Origin of the sequence: Prochlorococcus marinus XMU1412 (assembly GCF_017696315.1) — a bacterium.
In the GTDB taxonomy this organism is placed as follows: domain Bacteria; phylum Cyanobacteriota; class Cyanobacteriia; order PCC-6307; family Cyanobiaceae; genus Prochlorococcus_A; species Prochlorococcus_A marinus_AF.
The window spans coordinates 234,490-255,162 of record NZ_JAAORJ010000002.1; the positions used below are offsets into that span (position 1 = coordinate 234,490).

23 protein-coding genes are annotated in these 20,673 nt (G+C 34.0%); 17 read left to right on the forward strand and 6 right to left on the reverse strand.

Translation table 11 applies throughout. The annotated features are described in order from the left end of the window. Positions 1–3 precede the first annotated feature (3 nt). The 5 genes from HA152_RS04125 to ccsB all read left to right on the forward strand — a co-directional run bounded on the left by HA152_RS04125 (position 4) and on the right by ccsB (position 4,881). A complete protein-coding gene (locus HA152_RS04125) occupies positions 4–717 on the forward strand; it encodes a M15 family metallopeptidase (RefSeq protein ID WP_209133845.1) in 714 nt (237 codons plus the stop codon). 128 nt (positions 718–845) lie between these two features. Continuing rightward, positions 846–2,642 (forward strand): translational GTPase TypA, encoded by a 1,797-nt coding sequence (typA, locus tag HA152_RS04130; RefSeq protein ID WP_025894383.1) that lies wholly within the window; start codon positions 846–848, stop codon positions 2,640–2,642. 11 nt (positions 2,643–2,653) lie between these two features. Next, positions 2,654–3,022: a DUF309 domain-containing protein gene (locus HA152_RS04135; RefSeq protein WP_209133847.1), complete on the forward strand. Its 369-nt coding sequence runs from the start codon at positions 2,654–2,656 to the stop codon at positions 3,020–3,022. Positions 3,023–3,109: 87 nt separating this feature from the next. Next, positions 3,110–3,838, forward strand: a complete 729-nt coding sequence (gene lptB, locus HA152_RS04140) for an LPS export ABC transporter ATP-binding protein (protein WP_209133849.1) — start codon at positions 3,110–3,112, stop codon at positions 3,836–3,838. Positions 3,839–3,951: 113 nt separating this feature from the next. After that, positions 3,952–4,881, forward strand: coding sequence for a c-type cytochrome biogenesis protein CcsB (ccsB, locus tag HA152_RS04145; protein ID WP_209133851.1), 930 nt, complete (start codon positions 3,952–3,954; stop codon positions 4,879–4,881). A gap of 21 nt (positions 4,882–4,902) precedes the next feature. Here the strand turns inward: ccsB and rpe are convergent, their stop codons facing one another. After that, positions 4,903–5,661: a ribulose-phosphate 3-epimerase gene (gene rpe, locus HA152_RS04150; RefSeq protein ID WP_209133853.1), complete on the reverse strand. Its 759-nt coding sequence runs from the start codon at positions 5,659–5,661 to the stop codon at positions 4,903–4,905. A 187-nt stretch (positions 5,662–5,848) separates the two neighbouring features. Here rpe and glpX point away from each other — a divergent pair, with 187 nt between their 5' ends. The 7 genes from glpX to HA152_RS04185 all read left to right on the forward strand — a co-directional run bounded on the left by glpX (position 5,849) and on the right by HA152_RS04185 (position 12,799). Next, positions 5,849–6,850, forward strand: a complete 1,002-nt coding sequence (glpX, locus tag HA152_RS04155) for a class II fructose-bisphosphatase (protein ID WP_025890675.1) — start codon at positions 5,849–5,851, stop codon at positions 6,848–6,850. Between the two features lie 18 nt (positions 6,851–6,868). Next, positions 6,869–8,179 carry a glutamyl-tRNA reductase gene (locus HA152_RS04160; RefSeq protein ID WP_209133856.1) on the forward strand — a complete coding sequence of 437 codons (1,311 nt, stop codon included), beginning with the start codon at positions 6,869–6,871 and terminating at the stop codon, positions 8,177–8,179. A 130-nt stretch (positions 8,180–8,309) separates the two neighbouring features. After that, on the forward strand, positions 8,310–9,605 hold the full coding sequence (locus tag HA152_RS04165) for a glucose-1-phosphate adenylyltransferase (RefSeq protein ID WP_025894390.1): 1,296 nt from the start codon (positions 8,310–8,312) through the stop codon (positions 9,603–9,605). 95 nt (positions 9,606–9,700) lie between these two features. After that, complete coding sequence (gndA, locus tag HA152_RS04170) at positions 9,701–11,119, forward strand: NADP-dependent phosphogluconate dehydrogenase (protein ID WP_209133858.1); 1,419 nt, start codon at positions 9,701–9,703, stop codon at positions 11,117–11,119. Then, positions 11,107–11,844 carry a 6-phosphogluconolactonase gene (pgl, locus tag HA152_RS04175; protein ID WP_209133860.1) on the forward strand — a complete coding sequence of 246 codons (738 nt, stop codon included), beginning with the start codon at positions 11,107–11,109 and terminating at the stop codon, positions 11,842–11,844. Before gndA ends, pgl begins: the two co-directional genes overlap by 13 nt. Before the next feature lie 30 nt (positions 11,845–11,874). After that, positions 11,875–12,423, forward strand: a complete 549-nt coding sequence (locus HA152_RS04180) for a CIA30 family protein (protein WP_209133862.1) — start codon at positions 11,875–11,877, stop codon at positions 12,421–12,423. Beyond that, entirely contained in the window at positions 12,413–12,799 is a 387-nt protein-coding gene (locus HA152_RS04185; RefSeq protein WP_209133864.1) for a coat-like protein, read from the forward strand. Before HA152_RS04180 ends, HA152_RS04185 begins: the two co-directional genes overlap by 11 nt. A gap of 21 nt (positions 12,800–12,820) precedes the next feature. Here the strand turns inward: HA152_RS04185 and ilvD are convergent, their stop codons facing one another. Genes ilvD through HA152_RS04200 form a run of 3 tightly spaced genes read right to left on the reverse strand, consistent with a single transcriptional unit; the run spans position 12,821 to position 15,455 of the window. Continuing rightward, the gene (ilvD, locus tag HA152_RS04190; protein WP_209133866.1) at positions 12,821–14,494 is read right to left on the reverse strand and encodes a dihydroxy-acid dehydratase; all 1,674 of its coding nucleotides are present in this window, start codon (positions 14,492–14,494) and stop codon (positions 12,821–12,823) included. Between the two features lie 23 nt (positions 14,495–14,517). Next, positions 14,518–14,808 carry a hypothetical protein gene (locus HA152_RS04195; protein ID WP_209133868.1) on the reverse strand — a complete coding sequence of 97 codons (291 nt, stop codon included), beginning with the start codon at positions 14,806–14,808 and terminating at the stop codon, positions 14,518–14,520. A gap of 29 nt (positions 14,809–14,837) precedes the next feature. After that, positions 14,838–15,455 carry a uracil phosphoribosyltransferase gene (locus HA152_RS04200; RefSeq protein ID WP_209133870.1) on the reverse strand — a complete coding sequence of 206 codons (618 nt, stop codon included), beginning with the start codon at positions 15,453–15,455 and terminating at the stop codon, positions 14,838–14,840. A gap of 63 nt (positions 15,456–15,518) precedes the next feature. Between HA152_RS04200 and HA152_RS04205 the strand changes: the two genes are divergently transcribed. The 5 genes from HA152_RS04205 (at position 15,519) to purQ (ending at position 18,335) form a co-directional block, all read left to right on the forward strand. Beyond that, a complete protein-coding gene (locus HA152_RS04205; protein WP_011862813.1) occupies positions 15,519–16,031 on the forward strand; it encodes a pentapeptide repeat-containing protein in 513 nt (170 codons plus the stop codon). 9 nt (positions 16,032–16,040) lie between these two features. After that, entirely contained in the window at positions 16,041–17,105 is a 1,065-nt protein-coding gene (locus HA152_RS04210; RefSeq protein WP_209133872.1) for a GTP-binding protein, read from the forward strand. A gap of 46 nt (positions 17,106–17,151) precedes the next feature. After that, positions 17,152–17,316, forward strand: a complete 165-nt coding sequence (locus tag HA152_RS04215; RefSeq protein WP_209133874.1) for a hypothetical protein — start codon at positions 17,152–17,154, stop codon at positions 17,314–17,316. 97 nt (positions 17,317–17,413) lie between these two features. Then, positions 17,414–17,668 carry a phosphoribosylformylglycinamidine synthase subunit PurS gene (gene purS, locus HA152_RS04220; protein WP_011376342.1) on the forward strand — a complete coding sequence of 85 codons (255 nt, stop codon included), beginning with the start codon at positions 17,414–17,416 and terminating at the stop codon, positions 17,666–17,668. 1 nt (position 17,669) lies between these two features. After that, positions 17,670–18,335: a phosphoribosylformylglycinamidine synthase subunit PurQ gene (gene purQ, locus HA152_RS04225; protein WP_209133876.1), complete on the forward strand. Its 666-nt coding sequence runs from the start codon at positions 17,670–17,672 to the stop codon at positions 18,333–18,335. A gap of 49 nt (positions 18,336–18,384) precedes the next feature. Here the strand turns inward: purQ and fba are convergent, their stop codons facing one another. Together fba and HA152_RS04235 are read right to left on the reverse strand one after the other, a co-directional pair. Next, the gene (gene fba / locus HA152_RS04230) at positions 18,385–19,458 is read right to left on the reverse strand and encodes a class II fructose-bisphosphate aldolase (protein ID WP_011376344.1); all 1,074 of its coding nucleotides are present in this window, start codon (positions 19,456–19,458) and stop codon (positions 18,385–18,387) included. A 147-nt stretch (positions 19,459–19,605) separates the two neighbouring features. After that, a complete protein-coding gene (locus tag HA152_RS04235) occupies positions 19,606–20,673 on the reverse strand; it encodes a class I fructose-bisphosphate aldolase (protein ID WP_209133878.1) in 1,068 nt (355 codons plus the stop codon).

Below are 20,673 nucleotides of genomic sequence, written 5' to 3' on the forward strand. Positions count from 1 at the left end.
ATATTGGAACTAAACAAAGATATCGATCAATTTGATATACCACTTGCCAAAAGAACTTACCTAAATAATCCAAATTCAACATTATTAAAAAAACTATTAATATTTTCTCCATTTCTTTTTCTTATCTTTTCTGTCGCTGCTTTGCGATTAATTAAAAATATAGAAATAGGATCACTTGATAATCTCAATTTTCAGGCTCAGATAAATCACGACCATAGAATTTTAGGTCATTTACCCTATGCGGAAATTTCTAAGGAGAAATTAGTTTTAATTGAGCCTAATATTGAAGTTCATATGGATATGCGCGATTCTCTACTAAGGATGAGAGAAGAAGCCAAAAAGGATGGGATATATTTAGTCTTCTTGAGTGGTTATAGATCAATAAATTTGCAAAACGATATCTTTTATTCTTTAAAATCTATTAGAAATCAAGAAGCGGCAGAAAGAGCTAGAGTTTCAGCCCCTCCAGGGTATTCCGAACATAGTACAGGTTTCGCAATCGATATTGGTGATGCTACTCAAAGAGAGACAGACTTTGAAACCGACTTCGAAAATACTGACGCCTTCAGATGGTTAATAAAAAATGCAGCTAAGTTTCACTTTAAGTTATCGTTCACCAAAGATAATAAATATATAGATTACGAACCCTGGCATTGGAGATATGAGGGGTCAATTGAAGCATTAAAAGTTTTTGAAAGCTCAAATAGAAAATTATAAATCTAATTGATTAATTTAATTATTCAATAAATTATATTTTTCAAAGTCTTAAAGAGAAAATTCTCATAATAAGCATACTTTGAGTTAGCCTTAATAAAGTTAATCTAATATTTGTATAAATTCTATAAATGTCATCTTCGATAAAAGAAATTAGAAATGTTGCAATTATTGCTCACGTAGATCATGGGAAGACAACTCTTGTAGATGCATTGTTATCTCAATCAGGAATATTTAGAGACAATGAAGTTATTCCTACATGTGTAATGGATTCAAATGATCTTGAAAGAGAAAGGGGGATAACAATTCTCTCAAAAAATACTGCAGTTAACTACAAAGATACCAGAATTAATATTATAGATACACCTGGACATGCCGATTTTGGAGGAGAAGTTGAAAGGGTTTTGGGAATGGTTGATGGTTGCCTGCTTATTGTTGATGCAAATGAGGGACCTATGCCTCAAACAAGATTTGTTTTAAAAAAAGCATTAGAAAAAGGACTTAGGCCTATAGTCTTTGTAAATAAAATTGATAGACCACGAGTAGTACCAGAAATAGCAATTGATAAGGTCCTTGATTTGTTTTTGGAGTTAGGTGCTGATGATGATCAATGTGATTTCCCTTATCTTTTTGGGAGTGGCTTATCTGGTTTCGCAAAAGAAGAGATGGAATCTAATAGTGACAATATGATGCCTCTTTTTGAAGCTATTATTAGACACGTTCCTCCTCCAGTAGGTGATTCTAATAAGCCTCTTCAGCTACAAATAACTACTTTGGACTATTCTGATTTCTTAGGCAGAATAGTAATTGGGAAGATCCATAATGGAACTATAAAAAATGGCCAACAGGCTAGTTTAATTAAAGAAAACGGAAAAACTATTAAAGGTAAGGTTAGTAAGCTTTTAGGATTTGAAGGCTTACAAAGAATTGATATAAATGAAGCATTTGCAGGTGATATTGTTGCTGTTTCTGGTTTCGATGACGTCAATATTGGTGAGACCATAGCATGTCCCGATTCTCCTCATCCTCTTCCATTAATCAAAGTTGATGAACCTACCTTAAATATGACTTTTGTTGTCAATGATTCACCATTCGCGGGTAAGGAAGGGAAATTTGTTACCAGTAGACAATTAAAAAATAGATTGGAGAGGGAACTTCTAACAAATGTTGCCCTAAGAGTAGAAGAAACTGATTCTCCTGACAGGTTCTCAGTTTCAGGAAGAGGAGAATTACATCTAGGGATATTGATTGAAACTATGAGAAGAGAGGGTTTTGAGTTTCAAATCTCACAACCTCAAGTAATTTTCAGAGAAATTGATAATGTTGAATGTGAGCCTATAGAGACTTTGGTTTTAGATGTACCTGAAGTATCTGTTGGTTCTTGCATCGAAAAACTTGGATCTAGAAAGGCAGAGATGAAAAACATGCAGACAAGTTCTGATGGTAGAACTCAATTAGAATTTCTAGTACCATCAAGAGGATTAATTGGATTTCGCGGGGAGTTTGTAAGGATCACCAGAGGTGAAGGTATCATGAGCCATTCGTTTTATGAATATAAACCTAAAACAGGAGACTTTGAAACCAGAAGGAATGGCGTTCTTATAGCTTTTGAGGAAGGTGTAGCCACATTTTATGCTTTAAAGAATGCTGAAGATAGGGGAGTATATTTCATTAAACCTGGAGTTAAAGTTTATAAAGGAATGATAATTGGTGAGAATAATCGACCTCAAGATCTTGAGTTGAATATATGTAAAACTAAGCAGTTGACTAATATGAGATCTGCAGGGGCAGAAGAACTTGATACTTTGCAGTCACCTGTGGATATTACCCTTGAAAGAGCGCTCGAATATATTGGTCCAGATGAAATGCTAGAGGTAACACCGGATTCAATAAGAATGAGAAAAATAAATAAAAAGAAAAAAAATTAGTAATTGCTTTAATGAACGAAGAAAGTGCAAAAAGTTTTCAAGATTCCCTTTTTACAGCTTTAAATCTTTTTAACAATCATGAATGGTACGAGGCTCATGATGCTTTTGAAGAAATATGGAATTCCGTAGATGGTGACGAAAGACAAGTTATCCAAGGAATTTTACAAGTATCTGTTTCTCAGTTTCACCTAAGTAAAGGTAATTTAAATGGAGCTACTATTTTGCTTGGAGAGGGTTTAGGCAGAATAAAAACTAGAACCAAGATTGATTTAGGGATTGATCTTGAATCCTTCTGCCAATGTTTGGAAGATTTATTAAGGAAATTACAATATAGAGAACTATTAAACGAGAACGATAAGCCTTTTTTGAAACCTCTTTGATGAATATATCTTTATCTTCAATTAAATTACTATTATGTATTTAATTTTTTTTCAAGAAAGTGAGAAAACTAATCGATCTCAAGGAAAATGAACCTAAATATTCATAATGTATCCCTTTCAATTAAAGGAAGATTAATTGTAAATGATGTTTCCATAACTGTTAATCCAGGGGAAGTTGTAGGTTTGATGGGACCTAATGGTGCTGGGAAAACTACAACTTTTAATCTTGCAGTTGGGAATATAAAACCAGATAAAGGTGAAATTTTAATGAATGGGAAAAATATAACCAATCTTCCTCTACCAATTAGATCAAGACTTGGGTTAGGGTACTTAACTCAGGAAGCGAGTATATTTAGAGACCTCACAGTTAAGGATAATATAGATTTGGCTTTACAAAATTCATCTTATAGTAGAGCAGCTATAAGAAATAGAAGAGAACAATTAATTAATGAATTTAATTTGAATAACTTTGTAGATAATTATGGTTATCAACTTTCAGGAGGAGAGAGGAGGAGGTGTGAAATTGCAAGGGCTCTCACTGTAGGCAGAAAAGGACCTAAATATTTGTTATTAGACGAACCTTTTGCTGGGATAGATCCTCTAGCTGTTAATGATCTAAAGAAACTAATTCTAAAATTAAGTAGTGATGGGGTGGGGATTCTCATTACAGACCATAATGTGAGGGAAACCCTTCTAATTACTAACAAATCATATGTATTAAGTGAAGGACAAATTTTAGCTAAAGGTTCATCAAGTGAATTGGCTTATAATCCAATAGTCAAGAAGTATTATCTAGGAGATAATTTCAAACTTTGAAATGCTTTTTTAAAATAAATTAAAACTTTATTATTAAAAATTTACTCATATGAGAATGATTTTAATTATTATTTGGTTGTCATTAAATATTAAAACTTGAGAAATTTCTAGAAATGTTACTAGATAATTTTTTTAAAAATTTAATATATGAACCGGTTTCAGTCTTAGGTCTTTTAGTTTTTTATTTATTATTAATTAACTTACCATTATCTTTGGGTGCAGTTTTTAAAAAAAAGTCTTCTGCTGCTGTAAGACTCATTACGATTTTAGTGAACTTATTAATAACATTACAGTTACTTTTTAGGTGGTCAATTTCTGGGCACTTTCCTATCAGCAATTTGTATGAATCTCTTTATTTCCTTACTTGGGGTATCACATTAGGTCAACTATTGGTTGAAAGAGAATACCAAGCACCAATAATTCCTTCAATTGCTATACCTATTGAGTTACTGACTGTGGCTTTTGCTTGTTTTGTTTTACCTGAGGATTTGAAATTATCATCCAATTTAGTTCCAGCTTTAAGGTCTAGTTGGTTAGTAATGCACGTTAGCGTCGTAATGCTTAGTTATGCAGCATTAATAATAGGTTCTTTACTTTCAATGTCTGTTTTGTTTATCAATAAAAATAAGCCACTTCAAATCAGAAGTAGTTCTACAGGTATAGGAGGATTTAAACTTTCAAATAGCTATCCCGTAAATGATTTAGTTGAGCCTATTGAATTTTCTCATTCAGAAGAATTAGATACATTAAGTTATCGTTCTATATTGGTAGGTTTTGTTCTTTTGACTCTCGGTTTAATTTCAGGTGCAGTTTGGGCTAATGAGGCCTGGGGCACATGGTGGAGTTGGGATCCAAAAGAAACATGGGCATTTATCTCATGGTTGTTTTATGCCGCTTATCTACACATGAGAATAAGCAAGGGTTGGCAAGGACGCAAACCAGCATTATTAGCATCTACAGGCTTTTTAGTTGTTTTAGTATGTTATTTAGGAGTTAATTTTTTAGGAATAGGTTTGCATAGTTATGGATGGATATTTGGGTGATTTCTTAATCATCCAGAATATTTATTGAGGTTCTGAAAGAACATTCCCTTTTTGTGCTTCTTGTGCAACTTTTCTCAAGTCATCACATCCTTCTTTTAATGTTGGGTAAGCAAACATTCCGCTACCTGCAATAAAACAATTAGCACCAGCATCGGCACATTGTGAAATAGTCCAATTTGCTTTTATCCCCCCATCAACTTCAATGTCGACATCTAAGTTTTTTTCGATAATAAAGTTTCTTATTTCTCTTATTTTATTAAGCATTGTTGGTATATAAGCTTGTCCTCCAAAGCCTGGATTAACTGTCATAACCAAAACATGATCAACCATATCCATTATATTTTTAATCATTTCAAAAGGAGTATGAGGGTTCAATGCAACAGAAGGAGATCCTCCTAAATCTCTTATTCTTCCAAGAACTCTATGCAAATGAATATTTGCTTCGGCATGAGCTATTACTACTCCTGGTTCACCATTTACCCCTTTTGTAGCGTTTACATAAGATTCAAGCATTGTTTCACAGTTGTACTGGCTTACCATTAATTGAGTTTCAAAAGGGACATTGCAATATTTCCTGCATGCAGCAATCATTTCAGGACCAAATGTAAGATTTGGTACGAAATTTCCATCCATTACATCAAACTGAATTCTATCTACCCCAGCTTCCTCGAGCTCTTTCACACATGCCCCCATATTTGCCCAATCTGCTGGTAAAACTGAAGGAATTATTTGAATTGGTCTATTTGCACCAGTTAAATTTGCTTGATTTGACTCAGTCATTTAATTTTTAAAATATTTAATAAAGATACTATATTTAGTTGTTTATTCCTAATTTCAAGTCACGGCCTGATAAAGTAACAGCTGTAAAGAGTTAAAAAAAGCTTACTAGCATAATAATTCTCATAAAAAATTGCATTTTATATGAGATCATACTCAAAACCTTTTAGAAAAACCTCAAAATTTAATTGTGAATCAAACTTTAATTCAAGAAATTCTCGAAGTTGTCGAGCAAGCAGCTATTGCCTCAGCAAAACTAACAGGACTTGGTCAAAAAGATGAAGCTGATGCTGCAGCTGTCGAAGCAATGAGATTGCGAATGGGCAAAATTGAAATGAAAGGGAAAATTGTTATTGGAGAAGGTGAAAGAGATGAAGCACCCATGCTTTATATAGGTGAAGAGGTTGGTAGTGGAAGTGGCCCAGGGGTTGACTTTGCAGTAGATCCTTGCGAAGGAACTAATCTTTGTGCGAATAATCAAAGAGGTTCTATGGCGGTTTTGGCTGCCTCTGATACGGGTGGTCTTTTCAATGCTCCTGATTTTTACATGAACAAATTAGCAGCGCCTCCTGCGGCCAAAGGTAAAGTTGATATTAGAAATTCAGCTACTGAAAACTTGAAGATACTAAGTGATTGCTTGGGCCTTTCTATTGATGAGCTTACTGTAGTTGTAATGGATAGAACTAGACATAAAGATTTAATTAAAGAGATTCGAGGATGTGGTGCAAAAGTACAACCGATTTCTGATGGTGATGTTCAAGCTGCGATTGCATGCGGTTTTGCAGGAACTGGAACACATTGCTTGATGGGTATAGGAGCAGCTCCAGAGGGTGTTATTTCAGCTGCTGCGATGAGAGCTCTCGGCGGACACTTTCAAGGACAACTAGTTTATGATCCGGCAATCGCTCAAACTTCTGAATGGGCTGATTACACAAAAGAAGGAAATATAAAACGTCTTAATGAAATGGGCATAACAGATATAGATAAAATCTATGAAGCAAATGAATTGGCATCTGGAGAAAATGTTGTTTTCGCTGGAAGTGGAATAACTGATGGATTATTATTTGATGGAGTTAAATTTGAAAGGGATTGTGTTAGAACAAGTAGTCTAGTTATTAGTACATTAGATAGTACTGCAAGGTTCACAAATACTGTCCATATAAAAGATGGTGCTAAGAGTATCAGCCTTTAAAAATTCACTTTTGATTTTATGCATATTGTTGTCGTCGGACTGAGTCATCGCACGGCACCTGTCGAAGTGCGTGAGAAGTTAAGTATTCCTGACCAATCCATAACAGAGTCATTGAAAGCATTAAAAGCTTTCTCTGATGTATTAGAGGTGTCAATTTTAAGTACTTGTAATAGGCTGGAAATATATGCGCTAGTAAAGGATAAAAATACTGGAATTTCATCTATAAAAGAATTCATATCAGAATATTCTGGAATTATTTTTGAAGATTTAAATCCACATCTTTTTTGCTTTAGACAGGAAGAAGCAGTTTTGCATTTGATGAAAGTCTCGGCAGGACTCGATAGCCTCGTTTTAGGGGAAGGACAAATCCTTTCGCAGGTAAAAAAAATGATGAGATTAGGTCAAGAGAATCAATCTACTGGACCAATTCTTAATAGATTATTAACTCAATCAGTTAGTACAGGTAAAAAAGTAAGATCCGAAACAAATTTAGGAACTGGAGCTGTGTCAATCAGTTCAGCAGCGGTAGAACTAGCTCAATTAAAAATTGGACAAGAAAAGGGTTTTGATAGTCTTGTAAGTTTGGAATCAGAGAACGTTCTTGTTGTTGGCGCCGGACGAATGAGTAGGCTTTTGATAACTCATTTAAAATCAAAAGGATGTCATAAACTTATCCTTTTAAATAGAAATATTGATAGAGCATTAAATCTTGCTCAAGACTTCCCTGATTTAGAGATTGTTTGTAAAGGGTTAAACGAATTAGAAGAAAACATATCATTATCTTCACTTGTTTTTACCAGTACTGCTTCTGAAGAGCCAATTATTGATCTCACAAAAATTGAAAAAATTAATTTGAGTAATAGACTGAAATTTATTGATATTGGTGTACCGAGAAATATATCTAATGATGTCAAACAACATGAATTTGTTAAATCATTTGATGTTGATGACTTACAAGAGGTCGTTTCAAGAAATCAAGAATTTAGACAGAAAATAGCAAAGGAAGCGGAATCTTTAGTAGAAGAAGAAAGGATCATTTTTCTAGAATGGTGGGCAAGTTTAGAGGCCGTTCCAGTAATTAATAAACTTAGATCAGATTTGGAGTTAATTAGAAAAGAGGAATTGCAAAAAGCACTTAGCAGAATGGGACCAGATTTTTCGGCTAGAGAAAGAAAAGTTGTGGAAGCTCTGACTAAAGGAATTATTAATAAAATACTTCATACGCCTGTCACCAAGTTGAGAAGTCCTCAATCAAGAGAAGAAAGACAAGTTTCTTTGAAAATCGTTGAAAAATTGTTTTCTTTGGTAGAAGAGGATAAAAATAACTAACTTTCTTCGGTTTATATTAAGTTTTTCCAGTGATTTATCGAAATACCTTTGTAAACTGACCATTTGTATTTCTAAATATGCCCATAATCAGTTACTTTAAATAATTGTATATCTACCTCCATTAGATTGAATGAAGCGTGTGTTGGCCATAATCCTCGGAGGAGGAAAAGGTTCTAGACTTTACCCTCTAACAAAAATGAGGGCTAAACCTGCTGTGCCATTGGCAGGTAAGTATCGTTTGATAGATATTCCGATTAGTAATTGTATAAATTCAGGCATTGAAAAAATGTACGTATTGACCCAGTTCAATAGTGCATCTCTAAATAGACATATAGGAAGAACCTATAATTTAAATGGCCCCTTTGGCCAAGGATTTGTGGAGGTTTTAGCTGCACAACAGACTCCAGATAGTCCTAAATGGTTTGAAGGTACTGCTGACGCTGTAAGAAAATACCAATGGTTATTTCAAGAATGGGATGTTGATGAATATTTAATATTGTCAGGTGATCAACTGTACAGAATGGACTACAGTTTATTTGTTCAACATCATAGAGATAATGGTGCTGATTTAACTGTTGCAGCTTTGCCTGTTGATGAAGCTCAAGCAGAAGGTTTCGGCCTAATGAGAACCGATGATGTAGGAAATATAAAAGAATTTAGTGAAAAGCCTACTGGAGAGAAGTTGAAGGCTATGGCAGTAGATACTTCAAAATTTGGATTAAGTAAGGAGTCAGCTGCGGAAAAACCATATCTAGCCTCTATGGGGATTTACGTTTTTAGTAGAAATACTCTCTTCGATCTTCTAAATAAATTTCCAAATTATACGGATTTTGGTAAGGACATAATTCCAGAAGCCCTCAATAGAGGCGATACTCTTAAAAGTTATGTATTCGATGATTATTGGGAAGATATCGGCACAATTGGGGCATTCTTTGAGTCAAACCTTGCATTGACTGAGCAACCAAAACCTCCATTCAGTTTTTATGATGAGAAATTTCCAATTTATACTAGGCCTAGATTTTTACCCCCTTCTAAACTTGTAGATGCTCAAATTACTGATTCAATTGTCTGTGAAGGCACAATCTTGAAGTCATGCAGTATTTTACATTGTGTATTAGGTGTAAGAAGCAGGATTGAAAGTGACTCGGTTCTTGAGGATACTCTTGTTATGGGAGCCGATTTCTTTGAATCTCCTGAAGAGAGGATTGAATTAAGAAAAGGGGGCGGAACGCCTCTTGGAGTAGGTGAAGGGACTACTGTCAAAAGAGCAATTCTTGATAAAAATACTAGAATTGGTGATAATGTCGTGATCATTAATAAAGATCGAGTAGAAGAAGCAGATAAGCCAGAATTAGGCTTTTATATCAGAAATGGAATTGTTGTAGTAGTTAAAAATGCAACTATTGCAAACGGAACTGTTATTTAAATCTTTTCCATCATTTTTCGCTGACATAAGTATTTTTTTTGAGCAATTTTTTTGAGTTGCAGGCACACTGTATTTATTGAGTTTTTTAATTTTTTATGTCCAAGGCACATTTTGGTTTAATAGGTCTTGGTGTTATGGGCGAAAATTTAGTTCTTAACGCAGAGAGAAATGGATTTTCTAGTGTAGTTTTTAATAGGACTTATTCAAAAACTGAAGAATTTTTACAAGGTCGTGGCCTTGGGAAGAATATAGAAGGAGCTGAAACTCTTCAAGAATTTGTTAATAAGCTAGAGAGACCTAGAAGAATTCTAATGATGGTAAAAGCTGGGCCCGCAACAGATGCTGTCATTGATAATATTTCTGAATATCTCGAGGAAGGAGATTTGTTAATAGATGGCGGCAACTCTCAATTTAAAGATACAGAAAGAAGGGTGAATACTCTTGAAAGTAAAAGTTTTGGATACATTGGAATGGGAGTCTCTGGAGGGGCCAAAGGAGCTTTAGAGGGTCCAAGTATGATGCCCGGTGGTACTAAGGCTTCATATGATGCAATAGAAAGCTTATTAACAAAAATGGCTGCCAAAGTTGAAGACGGACCATGTGTTGCATATGTTGGACCAGGAGGCTCAGGTCATTTTGTGAAAACTGTTCATAACGGAATTGAATATGGAATTGAACAAATACTTGCAGAAGCTTATGACCTTATGAAGAGAGTCAAAGGTATGAACGGTCAGCAAATGTCAGAGGTTTTTGGTATTTGGAATAATACTGATGAATTAGCTTCTTATCTTGTTGAGATAACAGAGATTTGTCTAAATACAAAAGATGAGATAACTGGAGATGATGTTGTGGAAAAAATATTAGATAAAGCTGGCCAGAAAGGTACAGGGTTATGGACTGTTGTAAGTGCTCTAGAACTTGGGGTATCAGTCCCAACTATTTATGCATCTTTAAATGCAAGAGTAATGAGTTCTTTAAAAGAGCAACGTAGTGAGATTGAAAAAACTATTCCATCTAAAGAGATAGAAGATTTTGATTTAGGAAATATATCAGATGGAATGAAACCTTTATTTGATGCTGTAGTCCTTGCAACAATAGCTAGCTATGCCCAGGGTATGGACATTTTAAGAGAAGCATCTGCAGTATATAACTATGGTTTGAATATGCCGTCAATTGCTCAAATATGGAAAGGTGGTTGCATAATTAGATCAAAATTATTAAGTAAAATTCAAGATGCTTATAACAAAGATCCTAATCTAAAAAATTTAATTTTTGATGATTGGTTCAATATTGAAATTGCGACAAGATTAGATAACTTAGCTAAAGTTGTTTCTTTATCCACAAAAGCTGGTATACCAGTCCCATGTTTATCCAGTACCCTAGATTATTTGAATAGTTATAGAACCAATAGACTTCCTCAGAACCTTGTTCAGGCAATGAGAGACTGTTTTGGCTCTCATACATATGAAAGAATTGATAAGGAAGGTAGTTTTCATACTGAATGGATGAAATGATTGAAAAGGTTAAAAATGGATATACACTTAACATTTACAAAGACAAGTTAGAGCTATCTAAAGCGGTTTTTAAGTTTATTGAAAGTCACATTATTCATACTTTAAAAAAGAAAGACAGGTTCAAATTTTGTGTAAGTGGAGGTTCAACTCCTAAATCTGTCTATAAGCTTTTATCAAAAAGTGATCTTAGATGGGATATGGTTGACGTCTTTTTAGGGGATGAAAGATGTGTTGATCCAAATTCAGAATTGAGTAACTCGTTAATGTTGAAGAATTCATTGTTGACTAATTTTGGATCCAAAGCTTTTTTTTATGAAATTTTCAATGATTTAAATACTGATGATGAAGCTACAAAAAATCAATTTATTTCTAAACTATTTGAAAAATGCGGATCAAATCCTCCAATTTTTGATTTAACATTATTAGGTCTTGGAGACGATGGTCATACAGCATCATTATTCCCTTATCAAAAAAATAATAATGTAGATGATTTTGTTATTTTTAATGAAGGTAAGGGTTTAAAAAGAATTTCATTAACTCCAAAGGTTCTTTCAGCTTCTTTAAAGATAGTATTTTTAGTTAGTGGAGCTTCTAAAAGAATTGCTCTTGAGAGGTTATTAGATGAAAAAGAGCCACCAAATAGAACACCATCAAAATTAATAAAATCTATTAATCAAATTTCAATATTTTGTGATCAAGAATCAGCAAAAGAATTAGAAATTTAGTTAAAGTCTATTAATAATTTAAATTATTTAATGAGTAAGAAAAAATTTTTATTCCAGAAAAAGGAGTTCGATGGTTGGAAAACATTAAATGATACTGTTATGGGCGGATCAAGTTCAGCTTTTTGTGAAATTTCAAATTCTGGTTTGATATTAAAGGGTAATATTGTCGAGAAAGCAGGAGGATTTGTTAGTTGTAGATCGTCTATATATAAACCTTCTTTAAATGTATCTGATTATTCATCCTTTGAATTAAATATTGATGGACAAGGAAGAACTTTTAAATTTGCTGTCGCTTGTGAAGATGATCTACTAGGACTAACCGAATTTATTCCGGGTGGACTTAGATGGATTAAATCATTCCCAACAAAAAAATTCGGGACAACAAATGTTCAAATTCCTTTTAGTGAGTTAAAACCTTCAGTAAGAGCTAATAAAGTACGTTTTCCATTTAAATTCAAGCCATCTAAAATTAAAAGATTGCAACTACTACACTCTAAGTTCGGTGATGATGGATTACTTAATAATGAGTTTAGACAGGGTTCCATAAAAGTTTTAATTAAATCAATAAGTGTTATTTGAAAATCCGCCTAAAAATATAGAGAGCTTAATCGCTAAGTCAGCAGATTTAACAAATAAACCTTTTGTTCATTCTGTAGTAAAAATAAATGGCGAATACGAATTCGAAGATGAAGATATTGATTTAACAGTTAATATCTTATGTCGTGATAAAGAAGGTAAAAGATTAGAAATTTATGATCTTGAATTAGAACTTTTTAAATCAAATAAAGAGTTGGTTTTAGTAATCTCTAAGCTTAACTTCCCTAATGAACCAATATTATGGTGTGGAGTTAAAACATTATGGATGGATAGCAATAATGGGAAAAAATGCAACTCACCAAAATACAGCGCTAGATTGGAAAATTTAGCAAATAGGATAAAAAGTTTTATTGATTAAGAAAATAAAAATTGAGCTGATTTATAAATCAGTAACAGCCCCTAAACTTGATGTGCTTACGATTCTCGAATATTTTGAAAGTATTCCTCTTTTGTATTTTTGAATAGGTTTTACCCAATCTTTTTTTCTTTTTTCTAATTCTTCGTCGGTTAAATCAACTTCAATTAGTTGTTTTACAGCATCTACTGTAATTAAATCACCTTGTTTTATTAGAGCAATATTTCCTCCTACAGCAGCCTCTGGAGCTATGTGACCCACAACTAGACCATAGGTACCCCCGCTAAATCTGCCATCGGTAATTAAAGCCACCTTCTCTCCTAGCCCTTGACCAACAATCGCAGATGTTGGAGCTAACATTTCTCTCATGCCTGGGCCTCCTACAGGACCTTCGTTTCTAATAACAACAACATCACCAGCTTTGATATCGTTATTTAATATCGATTTTAAACAATCTTCTTCACTTTCAAAAATCTTTGCGGGACCTGTTAATACAGGGTTTTTTACTCCGCTAATTTTGGCTACAGAACCTTCGCTCGCTAAGTTACCTTTTAATATAGCTAGATGTCCTTTTTTATAAAGAGGGTCATCTATTTCTCTTATGACATTTTGATTTGTTGGAGGCTTGTCTGGAATATTCTGTAAGTATTCTGAGATGGTTTTCCCTTCAATATTTTTGCAATCGCCATGAATTAATCCTGCATTCAAAAGTATTTTCATTACTTGTGGAATCCCACCTGCCTTATGAAGATCCACCGTCACATATTTACCACTCGGTTTAAGGTCACAAATAACGGGTACTTTTTGTCTTATTCTCTCGAAATCATTAATGTTGATATCTATTCCTGCAGTATTCGCAATAGCTAAGATGTGCAATACCGCATTTGTTGATCCGCCAATTGCCATAATTACTGATATTGCATTTTCAAATGCTTTCTTTGTCATTAGGTCTAGAGGTCTTATATCTTTTTCTATTGCAGAGACTAATATCTCAGCACTTTTATCTGCACTTAGTTCTTTCTCAAGATCTTCAGCAGCCATAGTGGAACTGTGAGGCAGACTTAACCCTAATACTTCTATAACCGCAGACATTGTATTGGCTGTAAACATTCCTCCACAGCTACCTGCACCAGGAATACAATTTTTCTCAACTTGGATTAGCCTTTCTTCATTAATTTTGCCTGATGTTAATTGTCCAACAGCTTCAAATGCACTAACAACAGTAAGATCTTCTCCATGCAATTTCCCAGGCTTTATTGTCCCTCCATAAATGAAAATTGAGGGAATATTCATTCTTGCAATCGCAATCATGGCACCCGGCATATTTTTATCACATCCACCTATAGCAAGTACTCCATCCATACTCTGAGCATTGCATGCTGTTTCAATTGAATCAGCAATAACTTCTCTTGAAACTAGGGAATATTTCATGCCCTCTGTTCCCATAGAAATGCCATCACTTACTGTTATAGTCCCAAACATCTGAGGCATCCCACCTGATCTTTTTATTGACTCTTCAGCTTTTAGAGCTAACTTATTTAAACCCATATTGCATGGTGTTATGGTGCTGTATCCATTTGCAACTCCAATAATAGGTTTATTAAAATCTTCATCATTAAATCCAACAGCTCTTAACATCGATCGGTTAGGGGATCTTTGCACACCTTGGGTTATTGCAGATGATCTGAGTTTATTCATATTATTTGAGAACCTTTTTTATTCTATTGCCCCAACTCTTCAAGTTGCTTCCTCACATCAGCAATTGCAGAATTAAGTTGCTCAACTTTCTTCTCCAGATTCTCTCCTTCAGCTTCATTTATATTTTCACTTGAATCAATCGCTTCTGAGCCGTCTTGAATTCTAGAGGAATACATCATTGCTTTTTGTTTTTTTTCCTCCTTTCTTTTGTCTGCTTCGGATATTAACCACCAAGCTAGACCTGCTGCTCCAATAAAAGCACCGCTTATTAATGATAAAAGATTATTTGAAGACGAATCTCTGTATTCAGACATTGGTAAAATATTTACTCCTATATTCTATATTAGTTCTTATCTTGAAATATAGTACTTAAACGCAAAAGAGGATTCCCAATACCCGGTACTAATAATTGTGTTTTTTCGTCTTCCTCATCTATGCAAGAAGTGTAAATTACCTGATTAGGGAGTAATTTCGCAATTTCATTTAACCCTTTATTTGAGCAAATAGCAGTTATTAAAAGAATCCTATTTGAATCAACACCTAATTCCTTTAATTTAATTAAAGTTTCTAATGTTGCTGATTTTGTTGTTATTTGTTCTGAATAAAATATAACTCCTTCATTTGATTCAATAGTTTTAGGAAGTTCTCCTAATGAGACAGTTGAATTAGGAATTACTTCTTTAGATCCAAACCAAAGAGATAACCCTTCGGGCAACATTGCGAGCACTTTTATTGGATAATCATTATTAATAAAGAATCCATCTGCGTCTCCATTATCAGTATTTACTATTTCTTTTTTATATGGCAGCCAATTACGTAATGCTTCATATGTAAGCCATTTCCCTAATTGCTCATATCCTGTTGAGTACAAAATATTTGGAGTATTTTTTTCTCGCAATATTGAAAGCCAATGTTTTATTAATGGATGAGGAGGAACAATAACCTTTAGTGACATTGCCATATATTTTCCTTTAAGATACTCTTACAAACTTTAAATACTTAAGTTCTAAAATACAGTCTTATTATGATTAAATCAATTGTTTTCCCCTCACTAAAGAATGCATTAATTACTTTGTTATTCGTTGGAATTTTATTTTTCAATTCTGTAAATTCTGCATGGGCTAAAAGACCTCCTGAGATTAGAAACCAGCAAGACCTTAATTTAGAGCCAGATATGCATGGTCAAGACTTAAGCGGTAACGAATACGTTAAGTTTGATTTGAATGGGTTTAATTTCAGTGAAAGTAATTTAGAAGGGGCAGTGTTCAATAATAGTAAATTGCAAAACTCAAAGTTTACTGGAGCAAATTTAAGAGATGCACTAGCTTATGCAACAGACTTTACAGATGCTGATCTTTCGGATGTTAATTTTACTAATGCCTTATTAATGGAGAGTAATTTTGAAGGAGCAAAAATAGATGGTGCAGATTTTACTGATGCTGTTCTTAGTCGTACACAACAAAAACAATTATGTGCGATTGCTAATGGCACAAATAGTTCTACAGGAGAGAGTACAGAATATAGTTTAGGTTGTTAATCATCAAAGATGAAAAAAAAAATTCCAGTTATTGTTGTTTCGGGATTTCTTGGTTCGGGTAAAACAACTTTTCTAAGATATCTATTAAAAGAGAGTAATAAAAAATTTGGTTTAATAATTAATGAATTTGGTGATGTTGGAATTGACGGTGATTTGATTAAAAGTTGTGATAAATGTGATGAATCTGAAGACGACTGCGTTATCGAATTAAACAATGGATGTTTATGTTGTACTGTTCAAGATGATTTTGTTCCATCAATAAAAGCTCTACTAGAATTTAATCCTCCCATCGAATCAATAATTATCGAAACAAGTGGCTTGGCACTACCAATTCCCTTAATTCAAGCACTTAACTGGCCTGAGATTAGGTCTTCCATCTATCTTGATGTAGTTGTTGGTATCGTTAATGGAGAATCAATGCTTAATGGTTCACCAATTAATGATTTAAATAAAATAACAAAACAATATAGTGAAACAGATAAAATTGATCACAACGCCACTATAGATGAACTTTTTGAGGAGCAACTAGAAGTTTCTGATATCGTTTTAGTCTCAAGATCAGATATCTTAAATCATGATCAGTTTGAAGTTGTAAAAAATAAAATTCAAGCAAGTCTAAACTCATCTACACCAGTCCTTAAATCCAAGAATGGCAAAATTGATTTAAATTATCTATTTGACTTTAATTTTAAAAAAGAGACTTTTAAAGAATTTTTAACGGAAGAACATGACCATAATCATGTTGAGCTTGTATCAGATTCATTTAAATTAAATTATTTCCTTGAAAAAAATGACTTTGAAAATGAGATGTCAAAAATCTTGGATGAATTAAACATTCTTCGAATAAAAGGACGTATTTGGATACCAAACAAATCATTGCCTTTACAAATACAAATTGTTGGAAAGAAAATTAATACTTGGTTTGAAGAAGCTCCAGACAATTGTTGGAGACCAAATGATAATGCTGGGCTTGAATTAGTAATAATATCCTTTGATGAAAAATCTATAAAAAATTTCAATAGAAAAATTAAAGAGAAATTTAAGATTTTAAGTTCCCCAAAAATAGCAATTTGACTTTATAGTTAGCTGTCGGGATACTAACTACAGTAGACAGCCCAAGATGGAAAATCCAAAAATTACTTTAAAACAAATAATCTCTAACGAAGTTACATCAATTGATAAAATAAAATGTTCAAAATGTGGAGGGGCAGGCAATTTTAAAACACATGAAAATTCAAGGAGAACTTGTTTAGTTTGTTTTGGTAGAGGCTACATAAACATTTAATAACTCAGAAAACCTAAAGGTAAAAATATTTGTTTATTAATCAATAGTTCTTTTTATTAAAATTTAAACTAATCTTCTAGTAGAAATTAATTTTTAATTGGACCAATTTGCTGTAAAAGTTTTTGTAAGACTAAGACCCTCAGTTTTAGATCCAGCAGGGGAAGCTACCAAATCTGCGTCTATAAAACTTGGAGCCGAGGGAATAAAATCATTACGTATAGGAAAAATGATTGAGGTAAAAATAGAAGGTAATGGTGAAAACGAAGTAAGAGAAAAAATTGATTTATTGTGTGATAGGTTATTCGCAAATACTGTTATTGAAGATTATGAGTATTCACTAGAAAAATTATAAGATGGATAATTTTACTGTAGGAGTTGTTGTCTTCCCTGGTTCTAATTGTGATCGTGATGTTTCATGGGCATTGGAAGGTTGTTTAGATATAAGAACAAAATACTTGTGGCATGAGTCTTCAGATTTAAGCGATGTAGATGCAATAGTTTTACCCGGAGGATTTAGCTATGGTGATTATTTAAGATGCGGAGCAATAGCGAGATTCTCTCCATTAATAAATGCTTTGGATGACTTTGTGAAAAGTGGAAGAAGAGTTTTAGGAATTTGTAATGGGTTCCAAATTTTGACAGAATCAGGCTTTTTGCCTGGTGCCCTTACTGCAAATAAAAATCTTAATTTCATCTGTGATGATGTTGAACTTGATATTGTTTCTTCAAAAGGAGGTTGGTTTAATGATGGAGGTGAAAAACAAACTATTAAGTTACCCATAGCGCATGGGGAAGGAAGATATCATTGTGATTCTGATACTTTAAAAAAACTTGTAGATAATGGATTGATCGCTTTGAGATATAAAAATAATCCTAATGGATCCTCATTCGATATCGCAGGCATAACTAATGAAAAGGGTAATGTTCTAGGTTTAATGCCTCATCCAGAGAGAGCATGTGACGAGACAATTGGTGGGACTGATGGTCTCTTTACATTAAAATCATTAATATTGAAATAAAAAAAGACCCCCAATTTTAGAGGTCTTTTTTGTTTGATTCCGTTATTAGTTAAACAGTAGCTTTTACTTTGGGATCTAAATCACCTTTAGCGTAAAGATCAGCAAAGTAATTGGTGCTGTTTTGCTTGATCTTACTTGCTTGACCTTCACACCAGAACTGCTTGTATCTGTCAAGACAAACTTGCTTCATGTATTTTCTAGCAGGTTTGTTGAAATGTCTTGGGTCAAAGTTTGCCTTGTCAGCAAATGCTGCCTCTCTCACCGCGGCAGTGAAAGCAAGTCTGTTATCGGTATCAATGTTGACTTTCCTAACTCCATTTCTTATCCCCTCTTGAATCTCTTCAACAGGAACACCATATGTTTGAGGGATTTCACCGCCATATTTGTTAATGATATCCAACCATTCCTGAGGCACTGAACTAGATCCATGCATTACAAGATGCGTATTTGGAAGTGCTTTGTGAATTTCAGCAATTCTGCTTATTGCAAGAACTTCTCCTGTAGGCTTCCTTGTGAATTTATATGCGCCATGACTTGTACCTATAGCAATTGCTAATGCATCAACTTTTGTTTTAGCAACAAAATCTGCCGCTTCTTCAGGATCAGTCAAAAGCATATCTGTAGAAAGTTCACCTTCAAATCCATGACCATCTTCTGCCTCTCCTTTACCTGTTTCTAACGAACCTAAGCAACCCAACTCTCCTTCAACACTAACTCCAACTGAATGAGCAAAATCTACTACTTTTTTAGTAACTGCAACGTTATATTCGTAACTAGCAGGTGTTTTTGCATCTGCTTCTAGGGAACCATCCATCATTACTGATGTGAAACCATTTATTGCTGCTGAATAACATGTTGATGGCTCATTACCGTGGTCTTGGTGCATTACCACTGGAATATTAGGATATGTTTCTGTAGCAGCAAGGATTAGATGACGTAGGAAAATTTCTCCTGCATAATTTCTTGCCCCTCTTGAAGCTTGTAGGATTACAGGACTATCAGTTTCATATGCTGCTTCCATGATTGCTTGAACTTGTTCAAGGTTATTAACATTGAAAGCTGGAATACCATAACCATTCTCAGCAGCGTGATCTAAAAGTAGTCTTAGTGGAACGAGGGCCATAATTAAAATAAGTTAAATGCTGTAAAAAGCATATGTTTCCGAGAGTTTAGTATAAAGAGGTATCAAATGTCACGTCATTAGATATACAAAATACTAAATTAAAGATACTAATTTTATGACCCAGAGTATATTTTTAGGATTTTTTAGTTAATAAGTGTAGCCTGCCACAAACAATTGCTCATCAGATGAAGGTTGAGATCCTGCTACATAGGCACCTTTTGAAGCTTCAGAGTTTGCCTGGGCTCTTGCTATTAATGCTTTTTGCCCACCTTCAACGTCGCTTCCTTTCCAGGCTTTTAAGCATGAGTGCTGTAATGCTCTTCCATAGGAGAATGAAACATTCCATAAAGCTTTCCTGTAAAGAGTGTTCATATTATTTAAATAGACAGAGGCAGCTTCTTCGCTTAACCCTCCTGATAAGAAAACTATTCCAGGAACAGATGCAGGAACGCACCTTTCCATAGTTCTTATTGTCATTTCAGCAACTTTCATAGGGTCAGCCTTTGTTGAACAATCTGCTCCATTAACAGACATAGAAGGTTTTAATAGAGTTCCCTCTAGAAAAACTCCATTTGCTTGACAGGCAATATAAACCTGTTTTATTACCTCTTCTTGGACTTCAGCAGTTTTTTCAATAGTATGGTCGCCGTCCATTAAGATTTCAGGTTCAATAATTGGTACCAAACCAGATTCTTGAACGGATCTTGCATACCTTGCTAATCCCCAGGCATTCTCTTGAATTGATAGTTTTGAAGGACAACCATCATTTGTAATTTGCAGAACTGCTCTCCACTTTGCAAATCTTGCACCTTGTTCATAATATTTTGCTGCTCTTTCAACTAAGCCATCAAGGCCAGAGCAAAAAGTTTCTACATCTCCTCCTCCAGGAAGTGGATTTAGACCTTTATCGACCTTTATACCTGGAATAATACCTAAATCATTTAGTTTTTTAACCATTGACTCGCCATCTTGGTGATTCTGATAAAGAGTTTCTTCGAAGAGGATTGCACCACTTATATACTTCCCAAGACCTTCTGTAGTAAAAAGCATTCCTCTATATGCTTTCCTATTGTCTTCAGTATTCTCAACGCCAATTCCAGCAAGTCTTTTACCTACTGTTTTAGTGGATTCATCTACCGCTAATATCCCTTTCCCTTTAGAAGCTAGTAATTGAGCATTCTCTTTAAGCTCATTTTTGTAATAATTTAAAGCCAT